The organism is Agromyces albus (genome assembly GCF_004134825.1).
Lineage (GTDB): Bacteria > Actinomycetota > Actinomycetes > Actinomycetales > Microbacteriaceae > Agromyces > Agromyces albus.
In genome coordinates this window covers 212,879-228,856 of the sequence record NZ_SDPN01000002.1, presented here as the reverse complement: position 1 = coordinate 228,856, position 15,978 = coordinate 212,879, and the positions used below count along the sequence as shown (strand labels likewise).

The window sequence follows — 15,978 nt, the reverse complement described above, 5'->3', positions numbered from 1 at the left end:
TGGGCGCGGGTCTGCGCGCCGCGGCAGCCGCCGCGGGGGCCGCGGTGGCGGGCCTCTCGGCCGGCGTCGGCGCCGAGGCGCTCATCGTCGCCATCGGGGCGATGTGGATCATTTCGGGGGCGATGCTCGTCGCCTACCCGAGGGGCGCCCCCGCGATCGACATCGCCCGCTGACCGCGGTCGCGATCGCGGTCGTGAACCCTGCCCCGCCCTACATGCCGAGCTCGAGCTCCGAGATCAGCACGGGCTGTCCGGTCGTGAGCGAGAGGTTGCCGGCGATGCCGACCGAGACGGCCTTCACGCCATCGGCGTAGCCAGCGACGCGGCCGAGGGGCGCGTCATCCGTCACCCGGTGGAAGAGGTGCTCGAGCAGGTAGGCGTCGCCGCCGCCGTGACTGCCGACGCCGTCGGGGATCGGCACGACCTGCGCGCCCTCCCAGTGCCGCTGCAGCACGAGCCGCTCGGAATCGGGGCGCACCTCGTCTTTGGGCGAATACCCGGGATGCATGCTCGGGTCGATGACCACGCGGCCGTCGTCGCCGATGAGCACGGCGCCCCGCTCGACGACCTCGAGCTCGGCGCGTCCCTCGGTGCCGTTCACGGTGACGCGGTACCCCTCCCACGGCGCGTGCGCGTTGAGCGAGTAGCTCATCGTCGCGCCGGAGTCGTAGTCGACGATCGCGGCGAGGTTGTCTTCGATCGTGATGCCCGGGTCGAACACGTCGCGGTCGCGGAGGTAGCCGTCGTGGTGCTCGTTGTCGAGATAGAGCTCCTTCATGCGCGCGTCGGCCTCGAGGTCGAGCGCGAAGGGGTCGCCGGTGACCCCGGTGCCGCGTGCGGGACGCTCGCCGAGCCCGCGGGCGGCCGCGTTCTCTGCACCGTAGAAGCGCAGCCCCCCGCTCGCGAAGACGCGAGTGGGCGTCGCCTGGATCCACCAGTTGACGAGGTCGAAGTGGTGGGAGGCCTTGTGGATGAAGAGGCCGCCCGAGTTGGCCTTGTCGCGGTGCCAGCGGCGGAAGTAGTCGGCGCCGTGCACCGTGTCGAGCGCCCACTCGAAGTGCACGCTCGTGACGTCGCCGATCGACCCTTCGGCGATGACGCGGCGCAGCGAGCTGTTGCGCGGGCTGTACCGGTAGTTGAACGTCGTGATGACGCCTCGGCCGGTCTCGGCGATGGCCTCGCCGATGCGCCGAACGCTCTCGGCGTCGATCGTGAGCGGCTTCTCGACCACGACGTCGGCGCCGGCGCGGAGCGAGCGCACGACGAGGTCGGCGTGCGTGTAGTCGGGGGTCGTCACGATGATGCGGTCGAGGCGTTCGTCGCGAATCATCCGTTCCAGGTCTTCGGGCCGGTAGCGGACGGGCAGCGGATGCCCCGACGCGGCGATCTCCCGCTCGTACACGTCGAGACGCCCCGGGTTCACGTCGCTCCACGCCACGAGGCTCGCGACGTCGGCGTGATCGCCGATGAGCGCGCCGACGTACATTCCCGCTCGACTGCCCGTGCCGATGAGCCCGTAACGTTCCTGCTGCGCCATCGCCTGCTCCGCTCGTGTCTCGTGTCTCGAGAAAGCGCTTCCCGTGAAGCATCCCATTGCCGGGAGTATCGCGGTAGTATCAGCGGGAAAGCGCTATCTCGATTCACGTCAGTTCTATCAGCAAACGTCCGCTGCGGCCAACCGCCGGGCCGCGGAAAGGGCCGCGCGGTAGAGTCGACACGCGCGAGTGGTGCGCAGAACACCGCTCGGAAACGCAGGAGGAACCGATGACGGAGACCGGGATCGGCACGAGCCGGAGCACTCCGGCGACCCTCCACGACGTCGCACGTGAGGCGGGTGTCTCGCTCGCCACTGCGTCGCGCTCGCTCAACGGCAGCACGCGAAAGGTCAACGACGAGTATCGCAAGCGCGTGCTCGACGCGGCCGCTCGTCTCGACTACTCCCCCAACCTCTCGGCGCAGGCCGTCGCGAGGGGCACGACGACCACCGTCGCCCTGCTTGTCGCCGACATCGCCGACCCCTACTTCTCATCGATCGCCGCGGGCGTCGTGGCCGAAGCCGACCACGAGCGGCTGATCGTCACCATGGCGGCCACTGAGCGCGACCCCGAGCGCGAGCTCGAGCTCGTGCGCACCCTCCGCGGGCAGCGACCCCGCGTCATGATCCTCGCGGGCTCGCGCCCCACGAGCGATCCCACCGAGGGCGCGCTCGGCGAGGAGCTCGCCGCCTATGAGCGCTCGGGCGGCCGCGTCGTGCTCATCAGCCGCAACGAGTTCGACTTCCGCACGGTCATCGTCGAGAACACCGCCGGAGCCGAGGCGCTCGCACGCGAACTCGTCGGCATCGGCTACCGCCGCTTCGCCGTCATCACCGGCGGTGAGGGCCTCCGCACCGCGGCCGACCGCGTCGAGGGATTCCGCGCCGGCCTCGCCGCGGCGGGCGGCACGCTCGACGACGAGCACGTGGTGCGCGCGGCGTTCACGCGCGACGGCGGCTACGACGGCATGCGCCAGCTCATCGAATCGGGCCTCGACGGCATCGAACTCGTCTTCGCGGCCAACGACGTCATGGCCGTCGGCGCGCTCTCGGCGGTACGCGACGCGGGCCTCACGCCGGGCACGGATGTCGCGGTCGCCGGCTTCGACGACATCCCCACGGTGCGCGACGTCACGCCCGCCCTCACGACGGTGCGAGTGCCGCTCGAGGAGCTCGGGCGCCGCGCGCTCCGGCTCGCCCTGGGCGACGAGTCCGCCTCGAGCGAGGGTGCGGTTCGCACCGAGGTCGTGCTGCGAGAGTCGACACCCGGCATCACGCGCTGAGCAGTGCCCGGTGGTTCAGTAGGCAGCGAAGCAGCCAGCACCCGGTGGTTGAGTAGGCAGCGAAGCAGCCGTATCGAAACCAGCCGACCCGGCGTAGGTGGCCTCAATACGCGTCGCCTGCGGCGGCGCTACTCGACCACCGGAGTGCGTGTTCACCGAGTCTCGTGTGAGATCCGCCTCATGTGAGGCGGGATTGACATGAGAAAACGGGAACACATGAGTCAGACGAGTTGCAGCGCCTCGTGCCGCTACTCGCCCCCCGGCTCGCTCTGCGCCGCGCACAACGAGGCCCCGCACACGGGGTGTTGCGAATCGCAGCACCCTGTCCTACACTCGGGTAAACGCTTTCCCGTAGCGACACGGCTTGCGCCGTTCGCTCCCGGCTGAACAGGAACCAACGTGGCAGAGTCGACCATCGGCATCATCATGAACGGCGCAACGGGGCGTATGGGCTACCGCCAGCACCTCGTGCGCTCCATCCTCGCGATCCGCGAGCAGGGCGGCGTGCTGCTCGCCGACGGCACTCGCGTGCAGGTCGAGCCGATCCTCGTCGGCCGCAGCGAGGCGAAGCTCGCCGAGCTCGCCGCGAAGCACGGCATCGAGCACTACACGACGAACCTCGACGAGGCGCTCGCCGACCCGCGCTGGCAGATCTACGCCGACTTCCTCGTCACGAAGGCCCGTGCCGCTGCGATCAAGAAGGCGATCGCCGCCGGCAAGGCGATCTACACCGAGAAGCCCACCGCCGAGAGCTTCGAAGAGGCCCTCGAGCTCGCGCGCCTCGCACAGGCCGCCGGCATCAAGAACGGCGTCGTGCACGACAAGCTCTACCTGCCGGGCCTGCAGAAGCTCAAGCGCCTCATCGACTCGGGCTTCTTCGGCCGCATCCTCTCGGTGCGCGGCGAGTTCGGCTACTGGGTCTTCGAGGGCGACTGGCAGCCCGCCCAGCGCCCCAGCTGGAACTACCGCGCCGAAGACGGCGGCGGCATCATCGTCGACATGTTCCCGCACTGGAGCTACGTGCTCGAGAACCTCTTCGGCCGCGTCGAGTCGGTGTACGCGAAGGCCGTCACGCACATCCCGAGCCGCGTCGACGAGCAGGGCGAGGAGTACCTCGCCACCGCCGACGACGCCGCCTACGCGGTCTTCGAGCTCGAGGGCGGCGTCGTCGCCCAGCTCAACTCGAGCTGGACTGTTCGCGTCAACCGCGACGAGCTCGTCGAGTTCCAGGTCGACGGCACGCACGGCTCGGCCGTCGTGGGGCTCTTCGGCTGCAAGATCCAGCCGCGCAACGCCACCCCGAAGCCCGTCTGGAACCCCGACCTCGCCGACGCGAACGACTACGACGCCGACTGGATCGAGAGCCCCGGCAACCAGGAGTTCGAGAACGGCTTCAAGACGCAGTGGGAGGAGTTCATCCGCCACGTCGTCGACGACGCCCCGAACCACTACGACTTCCTCGCGGGTGCACGCGGCGTGCTGCTCGCCGAGCTGGGTCTCGCGTCCTCCGAGCAGGGCCGTCGCATCGAGCTCCCCGTCGTGACGCTCGAGGCCGACGCCCTCACCGGATCGGCCCGCTGAGCACCATGACGACCCTCACCCTCATCGACGAGACGGGTACCCGCACCGGGGTGCCCCTCGCCGCCGCGTCGATCATCTCGAAGCCGCGGCATCCGCTCACGAGTCGCGCGGTGTACGCCGCGGCGCACGTCGTGCCGAAGGCGTGGGCCGACAACCTGCCGGGCGCGCCCGCCGAGATCGACTGGGACCAGACGCTCGCGTTCCGCCACCACGTGTGGTCATGGGGGCTCGGCGTCGCCGACGCCATGGACACCGCGCAGCGCAACATGGGCCTCGACGCCGCCGCGACCCGCGAACTCATCTCGCGCAGCGCAGCCGAGGCCGCGAGCGTCGGCGGTCGCCTCGTCGTGGGCGTCAACACCGACCACGTCGACGAGGAGCACATCTCGCTCGACGAGGTGATCGACGCCTACAAGGAGCAGCTGCACCTCACCGAAGACGCGGGCGCCGGCGTCGTGCTCATGGCGAGCCGTCACCTCGCGCGCGCTGCACGCACGGCCGACGACTACCGCCGCGTCTACCGCGAGGTGCTGCAGGCGGCGGGATCGCCCGTCATCCTGCATTGGCTCGGCACGGCGTTCGACCCGAGCCTCGCCGGCTACTTCGGCTCGGCCGACATCGACGTCGCCTCGTCGACGCTCCTGCAGGTGATCGAGTACAACCGCGAGCGCGTGGCTGGCGTCAAGATGAGCCTGCTCGACGCGGGCGCCGAGATCGCCGTGCGCGAGCGGCTGCCCGAGTCGGCCCGCATGTTCACGGGCGACGACTTCCACTACGTGGGCCTCATCGAGGGCGACGAACGCGGCCACTCCGACGCACTGCTCGGCGCCTTCGCCGCACTCGCGCCGCACGCCTCGGCGGCCGTTCAGGCTCTCGACGCGGGCGACACCGCAAGGTACCGCGACCTCCTCGGTCCGACCGAGGCGCTCTCGCAGCAGATCTTCGCCGCGCCCACCTACTACTACAAGACCGGTGTCGCGTTCCTCTCGTGGCTCAACGGCCACCAGTCGGCGTTCAGTATGGTCGGCGGCCTGCACGCCGCCCGCAGCCTGCCGCACCTCTCCGAGATTGTGCGGCTCGCGAACGCGTGCGGCGCGCTCGAGCGGCCCGAGCTCGCGGCGGCGCGCTGGCAGTCGCTGCTGACGCTCAACGGCATCGAGCCGGCGGAGGTCACGATCGAGGCGGACCTCGCGGAGGCCCTCGCATGACCGCGCATCCGCGACTCTCGCTCAACCAGGCCACGATCAAGTACGCCCCGTTCGACGAGGCCCTGCGCCTCACGCGCGCCGGCGGCTACGAGTCGATCGGGCTCTGGCGGGAGCCCGTCGCCGCGGTCGGCCTCGACGAGGCGGCCCGCCGGCTCGCCGACTCGGGCCTGCGCGTGTCGAGCCTCTGCCGCTGCGGGTTCTTCACCCTGCCCGAAGGCCCCGAGCGGCGTGCGGCGATCGACGAGAACCGCAGGGCGATCGAGGAGACCGCGACGCTCGCCGCCGCCGGTGCTCCCGGTTCGGCCGCCGTGCTCGTGCTCGTCGCGGGCGGCATCCCTGCCGGGTCCACCGACCTGGCGGGGGCACGTGCACGCGTGAGCGAAGCCCTGGGCGAGCTGGCTCCGGATGCCGCGGCCGCCGGGGTGACCCTCGCGATCGAGCCGCTGCATCCGATGTACGCCTCCGACCGTGCCGTCGTCTCGACGCTCGGGCAGGCGCTCGATCTCGCGGAGCCGTTCGACGCGGCGACCGTCGGGGTCGTCGTCGACACCTTCCACGTCTGGTGGGATCCCGCGGTGTTCGGGCAGATCGCGCGCGCCGGGGCATCCGGTCGCATCGCGAGCTACCAGGTCTGCGATTGGGCCACGCCGCTGCCGGCCGACGTGCTGCTCGCGCGGCACTACCCGGGCGACGGCGTCATCGACTTCACCGCGTTCACTCGGGCCGTCGAGGCCGCCGGATACGCGGGCGACATCGAGGTCGAGATCTTCAACGAGGCGATCTGGGATGCCGCGTGGGCCGAGGTCGTCGAGCGCACCGCGTCGTCGTTCGAGCGCATCGTGGCACCGCACCTGTCGGCGCGCGTCGGGGCCTGACCGCTCCGGCAGCAGCAGCACCTCTTCTCGCCCGAATCCCCAGCGTGCCGCAGGTACTCTGGGGTGATGTCGTTCGATCTGCAGGACATCCCGCTCGACTCCGCGGCATCCGCTGCCATCGCGGCGCAGGGACTCGAGTATCGGCTGCTCGACCCGGGCAACCGGGCCGCGCTCGCGGCGTGGATCCAGGCAGACGTACGCGGCTTCCACCGCGCCCGGCCACGCAAGTCGGATGCCACGCATCAGTTGCAGGTCCTGACAGACCGGCGCGTCCTCGGCGTCTACGACCCGAAGGCCGCCGACCGCGAGACTCCGGTCGCGACGGTGTCGGGCTGGCCGGCCGGACTCACGGTACCCGGCGGACGCAGCGTCGACGCCTGGGCGGTCAGCTCGGTCACCGTCTCGCCGACGCATCGGCGCCGCGGCATTGCGAGGGCGCTCATGGCGGGCAGCGTCGCCGATGCCCGTGCCGCCGGCGCTGCGCTCGCGATGCTCACCGCCACCGAGGCGACGATCTACGGTCGCTTCGGCTACGCCCCCGCTGCACAGGCGGCGACCATCACGATCGACCGTCCCCGGGTTCGCTGGATCGGTCCCGCCGCGCCCGGACGCCTCGAGCTCGTCGAGCCCGCCGAGCTGCGCAACGACGCCGCAGCCCTCGTGCGTCGCGCCGTCGCGCGCACCCCGGGCGAGATCGACCGCTGGCCCGGCCTCCTCGATCGCGTGCTCGGTCTCATCGATCTCGAACGCGACTTCGCCCGAGCAACCCGTGTCGTGCGCTACGACGACGAGGACGGGCAGCCGCAGGGCTTTGTCACCTATCGCATCACGCGCGAGCTCGACGAGCCCGGCATCCTCGATTTCGACTTCCTCGTCGCCGCCACCGACGATGCGGAGCGCGCGCTCTGGCGATTCCTCGTGGAGCAGGACTTCGTGACGGCGGTGCGCGGGCGACTGCGCTCAATCGACGAGCCGGTGGCGTGGCTGCTCGAGGACCCGCGGGCGATCACGGTCAGCGACGTCGTCGACCATCTCTGGGTGCGAGTGCTCGATCCCGTCGCGGCACTGTCCGCCCGGGTCTACGGCGCGACCGGAACGCTCACCCTCGAGATCGCCGACCCCGACGGCCCCGCCGACGGCACGTTCGAGCTCGAGGTCGCCGGCAATGGACGGGGCGAGTTGCGGAGGGTCGACGATACGCCGTCGGCGCCAATGGCCACGCCAACGCGGGCCGCGCCGAGCACTCGTCGCTCGCGTCCGTCGCAGGGCATCCGACTCGGTGTGCAGGAGCTCGGCGCGATCTACCTCGGCGGGGTGCGGCCCTCGGTGCTCGCGCGCGCCGGTCGGCTGGCTGAAGTGGCGCCCGGGTCGATCGCGCTCGCCGACCGCATGTTCGCGTCCGAGCGCACGCCGCACCTCAGCATCTGGTTCTGACGAGCCCGGGCGTTCACACGGTGCAGCGCCGCAGCGCTACATCGCGTCCTGTCGCGGGAACACGACCTTGTCCATGATGATGACGAGCGACGCCGCCACGGGGATGGCCACGAGCGCCCCGAGCACGCCGCCGAGCGTTGCGCCGGCCACCGCGGCGATGACCACGAGTGCGCCGGGCACGGAGACCGCGCGCGACATGATGCGCGGGCTCAGCACGTAGGCCTCGACCTGCATATAGATCAGGTAGTAGATCGCCGCCGCGAGTGCGGTCGCCGGCGAGGCGGCGAGCGACACGAGCGAGATGATGACGGCGCCCGTGATCGTGCCGACGAGCGGAACGAGCGAGGCGAGGAAGGCGATGAAGGCGAGCAGGATCGGCTGGGGCGCGCCGATGATCGACAGGTAGACGAGGCTCAGGATGCCGTTGATCGCGCCGAGGCTCACTTGGCCGATGACGTACCGACCGACGGAACCGGTGATCTCCTCCGAGACCTCGCGGTACGCACCGCGCGAGCTTCGGGGCACGAATCGCGCGGCGTAGCGCTTCAACGAGTCGAGTGAGGCGAGGAAGTAGAGGGTCAGGATGAGCACGATCACCGCGCCCGTGAATCCGCCGAGGATGCCGGCGCCCACCGCGAGGATGCCGCCGCCGAGCGAGCCGAGATTGTCAGGGTCGGCGAGCCAGTCGCCCGCGGAGACGATGGTGTCTTCGATGGCGGTTCCGGTGCCGGTCAGCGAATTGAGCCAGCCGACGAAATCGCTGTTCAGCACCCGCTCGACGATCTCGTCCCAGTCGGTGATGATGTTCGTCGTCTGCTGGATCACGATCGGCACGATGAGGGAGATGAGGCCGACGAAGAGGCCGATCACGATGACGAATACGAACAGGATCGCGAGCCCTCGCGGCATGTCGCGGCGCTGCAGCCAAGTGACGATGGGATCGAGGCCGAGCGCGAGGAAGAGCGCGAGGGCCACGTAGAGGATGACCGTGCCGAGCTCGCCGACGATGTTGCCGAGCAGCAGGGCGAGCAGCACGCCGAGCGCCCCGACGAATCCGATGCGGAACGCGCGGATCTTCACCTCGGGTGCGCGCGATCCGCTGTAGGCCGTGAGTTGCGTCGTCGGCTCAGGTTCCGGCCTCGGCCGTCGTTTCAATCGCACCCGCATGCCCCGACGCTACACGGGCGCGGGGCGTCCGGCGGGAATGAAACGGGCGCGAACGCGTTGCGACTGAGAGAGTGACTGAAGGGGCGACCGTCGGCGTCGCTTCAGCGAGGAGCAGGATGACGGAGCAGAGCGCGGTGGGATTCCGCTCCGATCGAGGCCCCGTGCTCGTCGCGGTCATGCTCGCGACGGGGCTCATCGCCATCGACGCCACCATCCTCGCGACCGCCGTGCCGTCGATCGTGGCCGACCTCGGCGGGTTCACGCAGTTCCCGTGGCTGTTCTCCATCTACCTGCTCGCGCAAGCGGTGTCGGTGCCGGTCTACTCCAAGCTCGCCGACACGATCGGGCGCAAGCCGATCATGCTCATCGGCATCGGCCTGTTCCTCGTCGGCTCGATCCTCTGCGGCTTCGCATGGGACATGACCTCGCTCATCGTGTTCCGCGCGCTGCAGGGGCTCGGCGCCGGAGCCGTGCTCCCCGTGTCGATCACGATCACAGGTGACATCTACACGGTGCGCGAGCGTGCGCGGGTGCAGGGTTATATCGCGAGCGTCTGGGCGGCCTCGTCGGTCATCGGGCCGACGCTCGGCGGGCTGTTCGCCGAGTTCGCGTCGTGGCGGTGGATCTTCTTCGTGAACATCCCGCTCTGCATCATCGCCGCGTGGATGCTGCTCCGCGCGTATCACGAGTCGGTCGGGCGTGAGAAGCACCGCATCGACATCGCGGGTGCGAGCGTGCTCAGCGTCGCGCTCACGCTGCTCATCCTCGCGGTGCTCGAGGGAGGCCAGGCCTGGGCGTGGCTGTCGTGGCAGAGCGTCGGCGCCTTCGCCGTCGGTGGGCTGCTCCTCGTCGCGTTCGTGCTCATCGAACGGCGGGCGGCCGAGCCGGTGCTGCCGCTCTGGCTGTTCTCGCGGCGGCTCATCGTCACGACCTCGCTCATCTCGCTCGGCGTCGGCGCCGTGCTCATCGGCCTGACGTCGTACGTGCCGACCTTCCTCGAGGTCACGGCCGGCGCTTCGCCGCTCATGTCGGGGCTCGCCGTCGCCGCGCTCACCCTCGGCTGGCCGATCGCGGCCGCTCAATCCGGCCGCCTCTACCTCCGCATCGGGTTCCAGCGCACCGCGCTCATCGGGCTCGCGATCACCGTGCTCGGCTCGGCGGCGCTCCTCGTGTCGTCGTTCACGCCGAGCGTGGTGGCGACCGCGATCGCATGCTTCATCGTGGGACTCGGACTCGGGCTCGTGGCCTCACCCACCCTCATCGCGGCGCAGTCGTCGGTGGCGTGGACCGAGCGCGGCGTCGTCACGGGCGCGAACATGTTCCTCCGCTCGATGGGCAGTGCCGTGGGCGTCGCGATCTTCGGCGCGGTCGCGAACGGCGTCATCGTGCGCTCCGGGCTCGGCGAGCACTCCCCCGTCGCGATTCAAGCCGCATCCACGGCCGTCTTCGTCGCGGTGCTCGTCGCTGCGTTCGTCACGATCGCGGGCGGCATCGCGATGCCCCGAGCCGACGTCGACGATGTCGAGCATCGCCCGGCCGAGGAGCCCGCAGCCGAGACCGTAGCCGAGGCCTGAACACGGCCGACCGCCGCCGCGGCCCGGGTGAACGGGACGCGACGGCGGCGAGGGTCGTGCGTCATCCGGCCTCTGGCTCACCCTGCCGGAAGTACGGGAAGAGCGGCGAGCTCTCGTCCCACGTGCCGGACTTGCCCGCGGCATCCGCCGTGATGAACACGGCGGGCTCCGAGGTCGACTCGCCGCCGCCGGCCGAACGGGCCGTGACGATCCAGGCATAGGCGGTGGCAGGCTTGAGGCCGGTCCACTCGACCGAGGCGACCTCGCCCGAGGCGACGGTCGACTCGCCGACCACCTGCGTCGGCACGTAGAGGGCCACCGAATCGGTGTGGAGGCTCGTGACCCGGCTCGTGAGGTCGATCGGCAGGACCATGTCGTCTTCGGTGCCGTCGTACCGATGCCGGTCGTCGTACTCCGTGGCGCCGAACTCCTCGAGGAGCGGTGAGTAGGTGTCGACGTTCATGATCCCGCGGTCGACGTCGATCTGCAGGAGGCGCAGGAAGCTCGCACCGAACTGCAGTTGGTCGTCGGGCTGGTAGCCGCCGATCTCGGTCAGCCCGAGGCGGTCGGCAGACACCGTGTAGAACTGGTAGTCGGCGAGCAGCTCGACGACCCCGTGGCCGACCTCGCCCACATCCGGCTTCACGTTCGTGCCCACGCCGTGGTGGTGCCCGGCGAGGATGAGGAAGACGTTCGGGTTGTCCTTCACGATCGTGTTGTAGAGCATCGAGCCGTCGGCGCCCGAGAGCGGTGCGTCGCGTCCGTCGGGCAGCGTGCTCGGCTGCAGGTAGTCGTGCGTGAGCAGGATGGCGTTGCGTTCGCTGAACTGCGTGAACACGCCGTCGGCCCATTCGGCCTCCTCGCGGGTCACACCGTACGAGAGCCCGACCACGACGAACTCCAGGCCGCCGGCCGAGAAGAGGTCGTAGTGGTTCTGGTTGTCGCCCTCGCGCCACGGCCCGCCGTACTCGGCCTGCTCCCAGCCCGCCGCAGCCGCCGCGTAGCGGTCGGGCCCGTAGTACTGGTTGAAGATGGCTCCCGGGCCGTTCTCGGTGCCCGACTGGTTGTCGTGGTTGCCCGCGACGACGCCGTTCGGCACGCCGGCGGCATCCAGCACCGCCTGCTGCCTGCTCGACACCTCGAACTCGCCGACCACCTGCTGCTGCATCGCCTCGGTCGCGGGAACCCGGATGTTGTTCTCGATGACATCGCCGGTGTGCGCGACGTACGCGATCTTGCGCTGCTCGGCATTGCCGGCGATCCAGTCGACGATGCCGGCGTACGCCGACTCCCAGATTGCACGCTCCGCGGCCGTCTCCTGCTCGACCGCGCCCTCCGAGATGTACTGCGTGTCGGTGAAGTGCGCGATCGAGAAGTCGTAGCTGCCCGGATCGGCGAACCCGTTCGGATCGCCGACTTCGAGATCGTCGGCGAATGGGTCTTCGCCGGTCACCATCGCGTGAACCTGACGGCCGTCGAGGTAGCGGTCATCGACCCCGGCGGTGAGCACGGTGTCACCCTCGGCTGCGCCGCGGGCGCTCGCCAGCACGTCCCACGTGCTCGTCGTGAGGTTCCACGCCCGCAGCGAGGCGAGCCGGTCGGGGTCGATGGTGCCCACCCATCGCAGCACCGGCGCATCCACGTGGCCCTGCACCATCACGTCGAAGCGCTGCCAGGCGATGTCGCGGGTCGACTCCGTGTCGAGCGTCAGCCCGTCGCCGGGAAGCAGGGTGTCGGGTCCGGCGATCTTCTGCTCGCCCTCGACCTGCAGTGTCGTCGGAACCTCGGGCGAGGTGCCCTGCCACACCTGGTTGGGTGTCAGGATCTCGGCCTGCGAGAAGGTGGCCGTCACGTCGCCGCCATCGGGCTCGGCGACCTTCGCCTCGAGGGTGACGGCGTCGTCGACGCCCTCGGTGCCGGATGCCGGGGCGAGCTCGGCCGGTGCATCGGGGATGCCGGCCGACGTGAACACGATCTCGTGGGTCACGCCATTGCCGATCCCGTCGGCCGCGGTCACGGCGAGCGCGTGCTCACCTGCGCTGAGGCCGGGTCCGATGAGGTCGGCGAGGGTCACGGGAGCCCCGTCGAGCGTCACGTCGGGGCCGGAGAGCACGCCCGAGAAGTCCTCGAGTCGCACGTCGAGTGCGACCGCCTGGGTGATGGTCGAGCCGGCGGACGGCACGCTCGACACGACGGCGGGACCGGAGTTGTCGGTCACGAGGGTGCGAGTGGCCACTTCGCCCGAGACGGATGCCGCGGCGATCGTGTGCTCACCGTCGGCCAGGGCGGAGGTGTCGAGGTCGGCGCGCAGGCTCTGCGAGGCGGCGTCGACCGTGAACTGCAGCGCGACCTCGCGGAGCGCGGTCGCGCTCGAACCGCAGTTGCCGTCACCCATGCTGTAGGAGGACTTCAGTCCGACGCCCGCGGCAGTGCCGGCCGCCGGCGCCAGCGCGAGGGCCGACACCGCGAAGTCGTCGCGGTTCACGCCGCAGGCGGCGTCGACTCCGCCGGTCACGAGCCGGATCGTGTTCGTGCCGGGCTGCAGCCACTCGTTGGGGAACACGACGTGGGTCCGCTCGTTCACGGCGTCGCCGATGTCGAAGCGCATCCCGTTCACGAGGAGGTGGTTGCGGTACCGGGCCTCGAGGGCGTTCGAGCCGACATCGAAGCTCAGGGTCGCGTCGCCTGCACCGAGCGTCGCGACCGACGGCGTCGCTGCCCCGTCGACCGCGAGCGAGGCGACGCCGGCGTCGAGGGCGGCGGGCTGCGTCGCGAAGATGGTCTGCACGCCCTTCACGATGGTGCCGTCTGCGGGCGTCACGAGCGGGGCGCCCCCGGGTGCGTTGTTCACCGTGACGGTGCTCGAGGCGGTGGCGCCCGAGGCGGTCGTCGCGACGATCATGTGCGAGCCGTTCGCGACGGTGGTCGTGTCGAGGTCGGCGGTGAGTCCGGTCGTGCCCTGCGGGTCGCCGAGGATGAAGAAGGAGAGCGTCGCGCTCAGCCGAAGCGACGTGTTCGACCCGCAGCTGCCGTCGCCGAACGCGTAGCTGTACTCGTTCTCCTCGCCGTCGGCGACCTCGCCGAGCAGTTCGAGGCCGATGTTCGAGAGCACGAAGTCGTCGTGGTTGATCCCGCACGAGGTCTCGATCGTGCCGGTGACGACCTCGATCGAGTTCTCGCCCTGCACGAGGTGCTCGTTCGGGATCTCGAGGTCGACGCGCTCGTTCACGTGGTCGCCGAGGTCGATGCGGTGGTCGCCGTTCACGAGCACGTGGTTGCCGTACCGCGCCTCGGTCGAGTTCGTGCCGACGTCGAATCGCAGGTGCGACACGCCGACGGTCGGCGTCGCGTCGACCGCCGCACCGTCGAGGGTGAGCGAGGTCACGTCCTCGTCGACGACGACGGGCGTGGCCGCGACCGTGACGATGCCCTCGAGGAAGGCACCGTCCTCGGGCGTGAGCAGGGGCGGCGTGGGTTCCGCCGGCGTCGGCTTCGCCGCCGGCAGTGTCACCGTGCCGGGCGCCGCCGAAGCCGCCTGCACGTGCACCGGCGCGATCGCGAGGCCCGCTCCGAGGAACGCCGAGATCACCACCGCCACCACCCCCATCGGTCTGCCGCCGTTGCCGCGTCCGTTCCTCCACCACTGCATGCGTGTGCACCCTCCCTGGCAAGCCGTTCGGGGCCACGCGGTCGTTGCGAGGCACCCCGGATGACACGGTGGCCAGCCACGGTGAACAACGAGAGTTCGATGGACGACGTGTCGGGGTCAGCTGGGAGAACGGTTGCCGGAAAGCAGGCACCGGTGAACGATCAGCCCCAGCCCGGTCGGCCGCAGAACGGTCAGTACCGCCCGATCAGCGCAGCCCGGCGGGCGGAATGACCTCGCCCTGCAGCGTGCGCACCCAGCGCTCACCCGTCTCGCGATACTCCGCGTGCGTCGAGAAGCGGTAGTGGTACGCACGGGCGCGCACCCATCGCGGCTGCCGCCCGTCGAACGGGTCGATGCGGATGAGCTTCAGCGTCGCGGCATCCGCTTCGAGCAGCCGCAGCAGGAACATCTCGAACCACGGCTCCCAGATGCGGCCGAGCGGCAGGAACCACATGAGCCAGTCGAGACGCAAGTGATAGGGCGCCCATTGCGGCGGCATCCGTCGCAGGTCGCCGGGCTTGCCCTTGAACTCGTACTCGCACCACTCGGCGTCGGCGTCGGGCGACTCGGCAAGGGTGCCCTCGACGACGATCTCGATGCGCCGTTTCGTGACGGTGCCGAACGCACCGTAGGCGTTCACGAGCATCCAGCGGTTGAAGCTCGCGTTCATGAGCTGCCGGCGTGAGAAGAGGTTCTGCACCGGGCGCCAGCTGAGCGCGAGCAGGAGCACCGCCACCGCCGCGACGATGACGAACCACCAGAGCGGCGTCGACGCGGCATCCGTGCCCAGGTCCGTCGGGATCGCCGGGATCAGCCAGTGCCAGGCGGAGTCGGTGACGGCGGATGCCGCGAGCACCACGGTGATCCAGTTGAGCCACGCGAAGTTGCCGGTGACGATGAGCCACAACTGGGTGAGGATCACGATCGCGGCGGCCGAGGAGCCGACCGGCCCGGGCACGAACAGCAGGAACGGCACGATCAGCTGGGCGAAGTGGTTGCCGAGCACCTCGCCCTTGTGAAACCACTTCGGCAGCAGGTGCGCCTGGCGGCTCACCGGGTTCGGCATCGGCTGCGTCTCGTGGTGGTACATGAGCGCCGTGAGGTCGCGCCACTCGCTCCCGCCGCGGATCTTGATCATGCCCGCCCCGAACTCGAGCCGGAACACGAGCCACCACACGGCGACGATGATCATGATCGGCGGCGGCTCGTTGATCGAACCGAGGAACGCGACCGTGAAGAGCGCCTCGCAGAGCAGCATCTCCCAGCCGAAGCCGTAGAAGGTCTGGCCGACGTTCACGATCGAGAGGTAGAGGATCCAGAGCACCAGGAAGACGAGCATCGGCAGCCACGGAGGGCCGAGCTGCGGGAGCCCGAGGATCACGGATGCCGCGAGCACGAGCCCCGCGATCGCCACGGCCACGAGCCGCTGATCGGTGTATCCCCAGCGGAAGACGGTGGGACCGCGGAGCCGCGACGAGAGCTGCAGCAGCACGGGAACGGGCAGCAGCCCGTGCTCGCCGAGGAGCGGCCGGAACTGGTTCAGCGTCGACCAGAACGCCACGAAGGCGAGCGCGCCCACTCCGCGCTGCAACACCTGGCGGGCGATCTCGTAGTCGTGCGCATCGAACCAGTCGATCCAGTCCACACGCTCACGGTACCGCCGGCGAGCAGCCG

General features: G+C 70.2%; 10 protein-coding genes. 6 read left to right on the top strand and 4 right to left on the bottom strand.

The features are described from left to right. Positions 1-210: 210 nt before the first annotated feature. On the bottom strand, positions 211-1,536 hold the full coding sequence (locus ESP51_RS02305; RefSeq protein ID WP_241842929.1) for a Gfo/Idh/MocA family protein: 1,326 nt from the start codon (positions 1,534-1,536) through the stop codon (positions 211-213). A 227-nt stretch (positions 1,537-1,763) separates the two neighbouring features. Here ESP51_RS02305 and ESP51_RS02300 point away from each other — a divergent pair, with 227 nt between their 5' ends. The 5 genes from ESP51_RS02300 (at position 1,764) to ESP51_RS02280 (ending at position 7,914) form a co-directional block, all read left to right on the top strand. Beyond that, the gene (locus ESP51_RS02300) at positions 1,764-2,816 is read left to right on the top strand and encodes a LacI family DNA-binding transcriptional regulator (RefSeq protein WP_129519254.1); all 1,053 of its coding nucleotides are present in this window, start codon (positions 1,764-1,766) and stop codon (positions 2,814-2,816) included. Between the two features lie 426 nt (positions 2,817-3,242). Beyond that, complete coding sequence (locus tag ESP51_RS02295) at positions 3,243-4,397, top strand: Gfo/Idh/MocA family protein (RefSeq protein ID WP_129519281.1); 1,155 nt, start codon at positions 3,243-3,245, stop codon at positions 4,395-4,397. Between the two features lie 5 nt (positions 4,398-4,402). Then, complete coding sequence (locus tag ESP51_RS02290; protein WP_129519253.1) at positions 4,403-5,605, top strand: dihydrodipicolinate synthase family protein; 1,203 nt, start codon at positions 4,403-4,405, stop codon at positions 5,603-5,605. Beyond that, positions 5,602-6,480 carry a sugar phosphate isomerase/epimerase family protein gene (locus ESP51_RS02285; protein ID WP_129519252.1) on the top strand — a complete coding sequence of 293 codons (879 nt, stop codon included), beginning with the start codon at positions 5,602-5,604 and terminating at the stop codon, positions 6,478-6,480. The genes ESP51_RS02290 and ESP51_RS02285 overlap by 4 nt, the downstream gene beginning before the upstream one ends. A 66-nt stretch (positions 6,481-6,546) precedes the next feature. Beyond that, positions 6,547-7,914 (top strand): GNAT family N-acetyltransferase, encoded by a 1,368-nt coding sequence (locus ESP51_RS02280; protein ID WP_129519251.1) that lies wholly within the window; start codon positions 6,547-6,549, stop codon positions 7,912-7,914. Between the two features lie 36 nt (positions 7,915-7,950). On the opposite strand, the gene ESP51_RS02275 is transcribed toward ESP51_RS02280, so the two are convergent. After that, positions 7,951-9,081, bottom strand: a complete 1,131-nt coding sequence (locus ESP51_RS02275; protein WP_206737165.1) for an AI-2E family transporter — start codon at positions 9,079-9,081, stop codon at positions 7,951-7,953. Between the two features lie 116 nt (positions 9,082-9,197). Here ESP51_RS02275 and ESP51_RS02270 point away from each other — a divergent pair, with 116 nt between their 5' ends. Next, entirely contained in the window at positions 9,198-10,655 is a 1,458-nt protein-coding gene (locus ESP51_RS02270) for an MDR family MFS transporter (RefSeq protein ID WP_129519250.1), read from the top strand. Positions 10,656-10,716: 61 nt separating this feature from the next. On the opposite strand, the gene ESP51_RS02265 is transcribed toward ESP51_RS02270, so the two are convergent. Together ESP51_RS02265 and ESP51_RS02260 are read right to left on the bottom strand one after the other, a co-directional pair. Beyond that, positions 10,717-14,304 (bottom strand): metallophosphoesterase family protein, encoded by a 3,588-nt coding sequence (locus ESP51_RS02265; protein ID WP_129519249.1) that lies wholly within the window; start codon positions 14,302-14,304, stop codon positions 10,717-10,719. A gap of 205 nt (positions 14,305-14,509) precedes the next feature. Beyond that, on the bottom strand, positions 14,510-15,949 hold the full coding sequence (locus tag ESP51_RS02260) for a lipase maturation factor family protein (protein ID WP_129519248.1): 1,440 nt from the start codon (positions 15,947-15,949) through the stop codon (positions 14,510-14,512). Positions 15,950-15,978 lie beyond the last annotated feature (29 nt).

Coding starts and splice junctions, on each gene's coding strand:
- ESP51_RS02305 (WP_241842929.1), bottom strand. CDS start 1,536: ATGGCGCAGCAGGAACGTTACGGGCTCATCGGCACGGGCAGTCGAGCG.
- ESP51_RS02300 (WP_129519254.1), top strand. CDS start 1,764: ATGACGGAGACCGGGATCGGCACGAGCCGGAGCACTCCGGCGACCCTC.
- ESP51_RS02295 (WP_129519281.1), top strand. CDS start 3,243: ATGAACGGCGCAACGGGGCGTATGGGCTACCGCCAGCACCTCGTGCGC.
- ESP51_RS02290 (WP_129519253.1), top strand. CDS start 4,403: ATGACGACCCTCACCCTCATCGACGAGACGGGTACCCGCACCGGGGTG.
- ESP51_RS02285 (WP_129519252.1), top strand. CDS start 5,602: ATGACCGCGCATCCGCGACTCTCGCTCAACCAGGCCACGATCAAGTAC.
- ESP51_RS02280 (WP_129519251.1), top strand. CDS start 6,547: ATGTCGTTCGATCTGCAGGACATCCCGCTCGACTCCGCGGCATCCGCT.
- ESP51_RS02275 (WP_206737165.1), bottom strand. CDS start 9,081: ATGCGGGTGCGATTGAAACGACGGCCGAGGCCGGAACCTGAGCCGACG.
- ESP51_RS02270 (WP_129519250.1), top strand. CDS start 9,198: ATGACGGAGCAGAGCGCGGTGGGATTCCGCTCCGATCGAGGCCCCGTG.
- ESP51_RS02265 (WP_129519249.1), bottom strand. CDS start 14,304: ATGCAGTGGTGGAGGAACGGACGCGGCAACGGCGGCAGACCGATGGGG.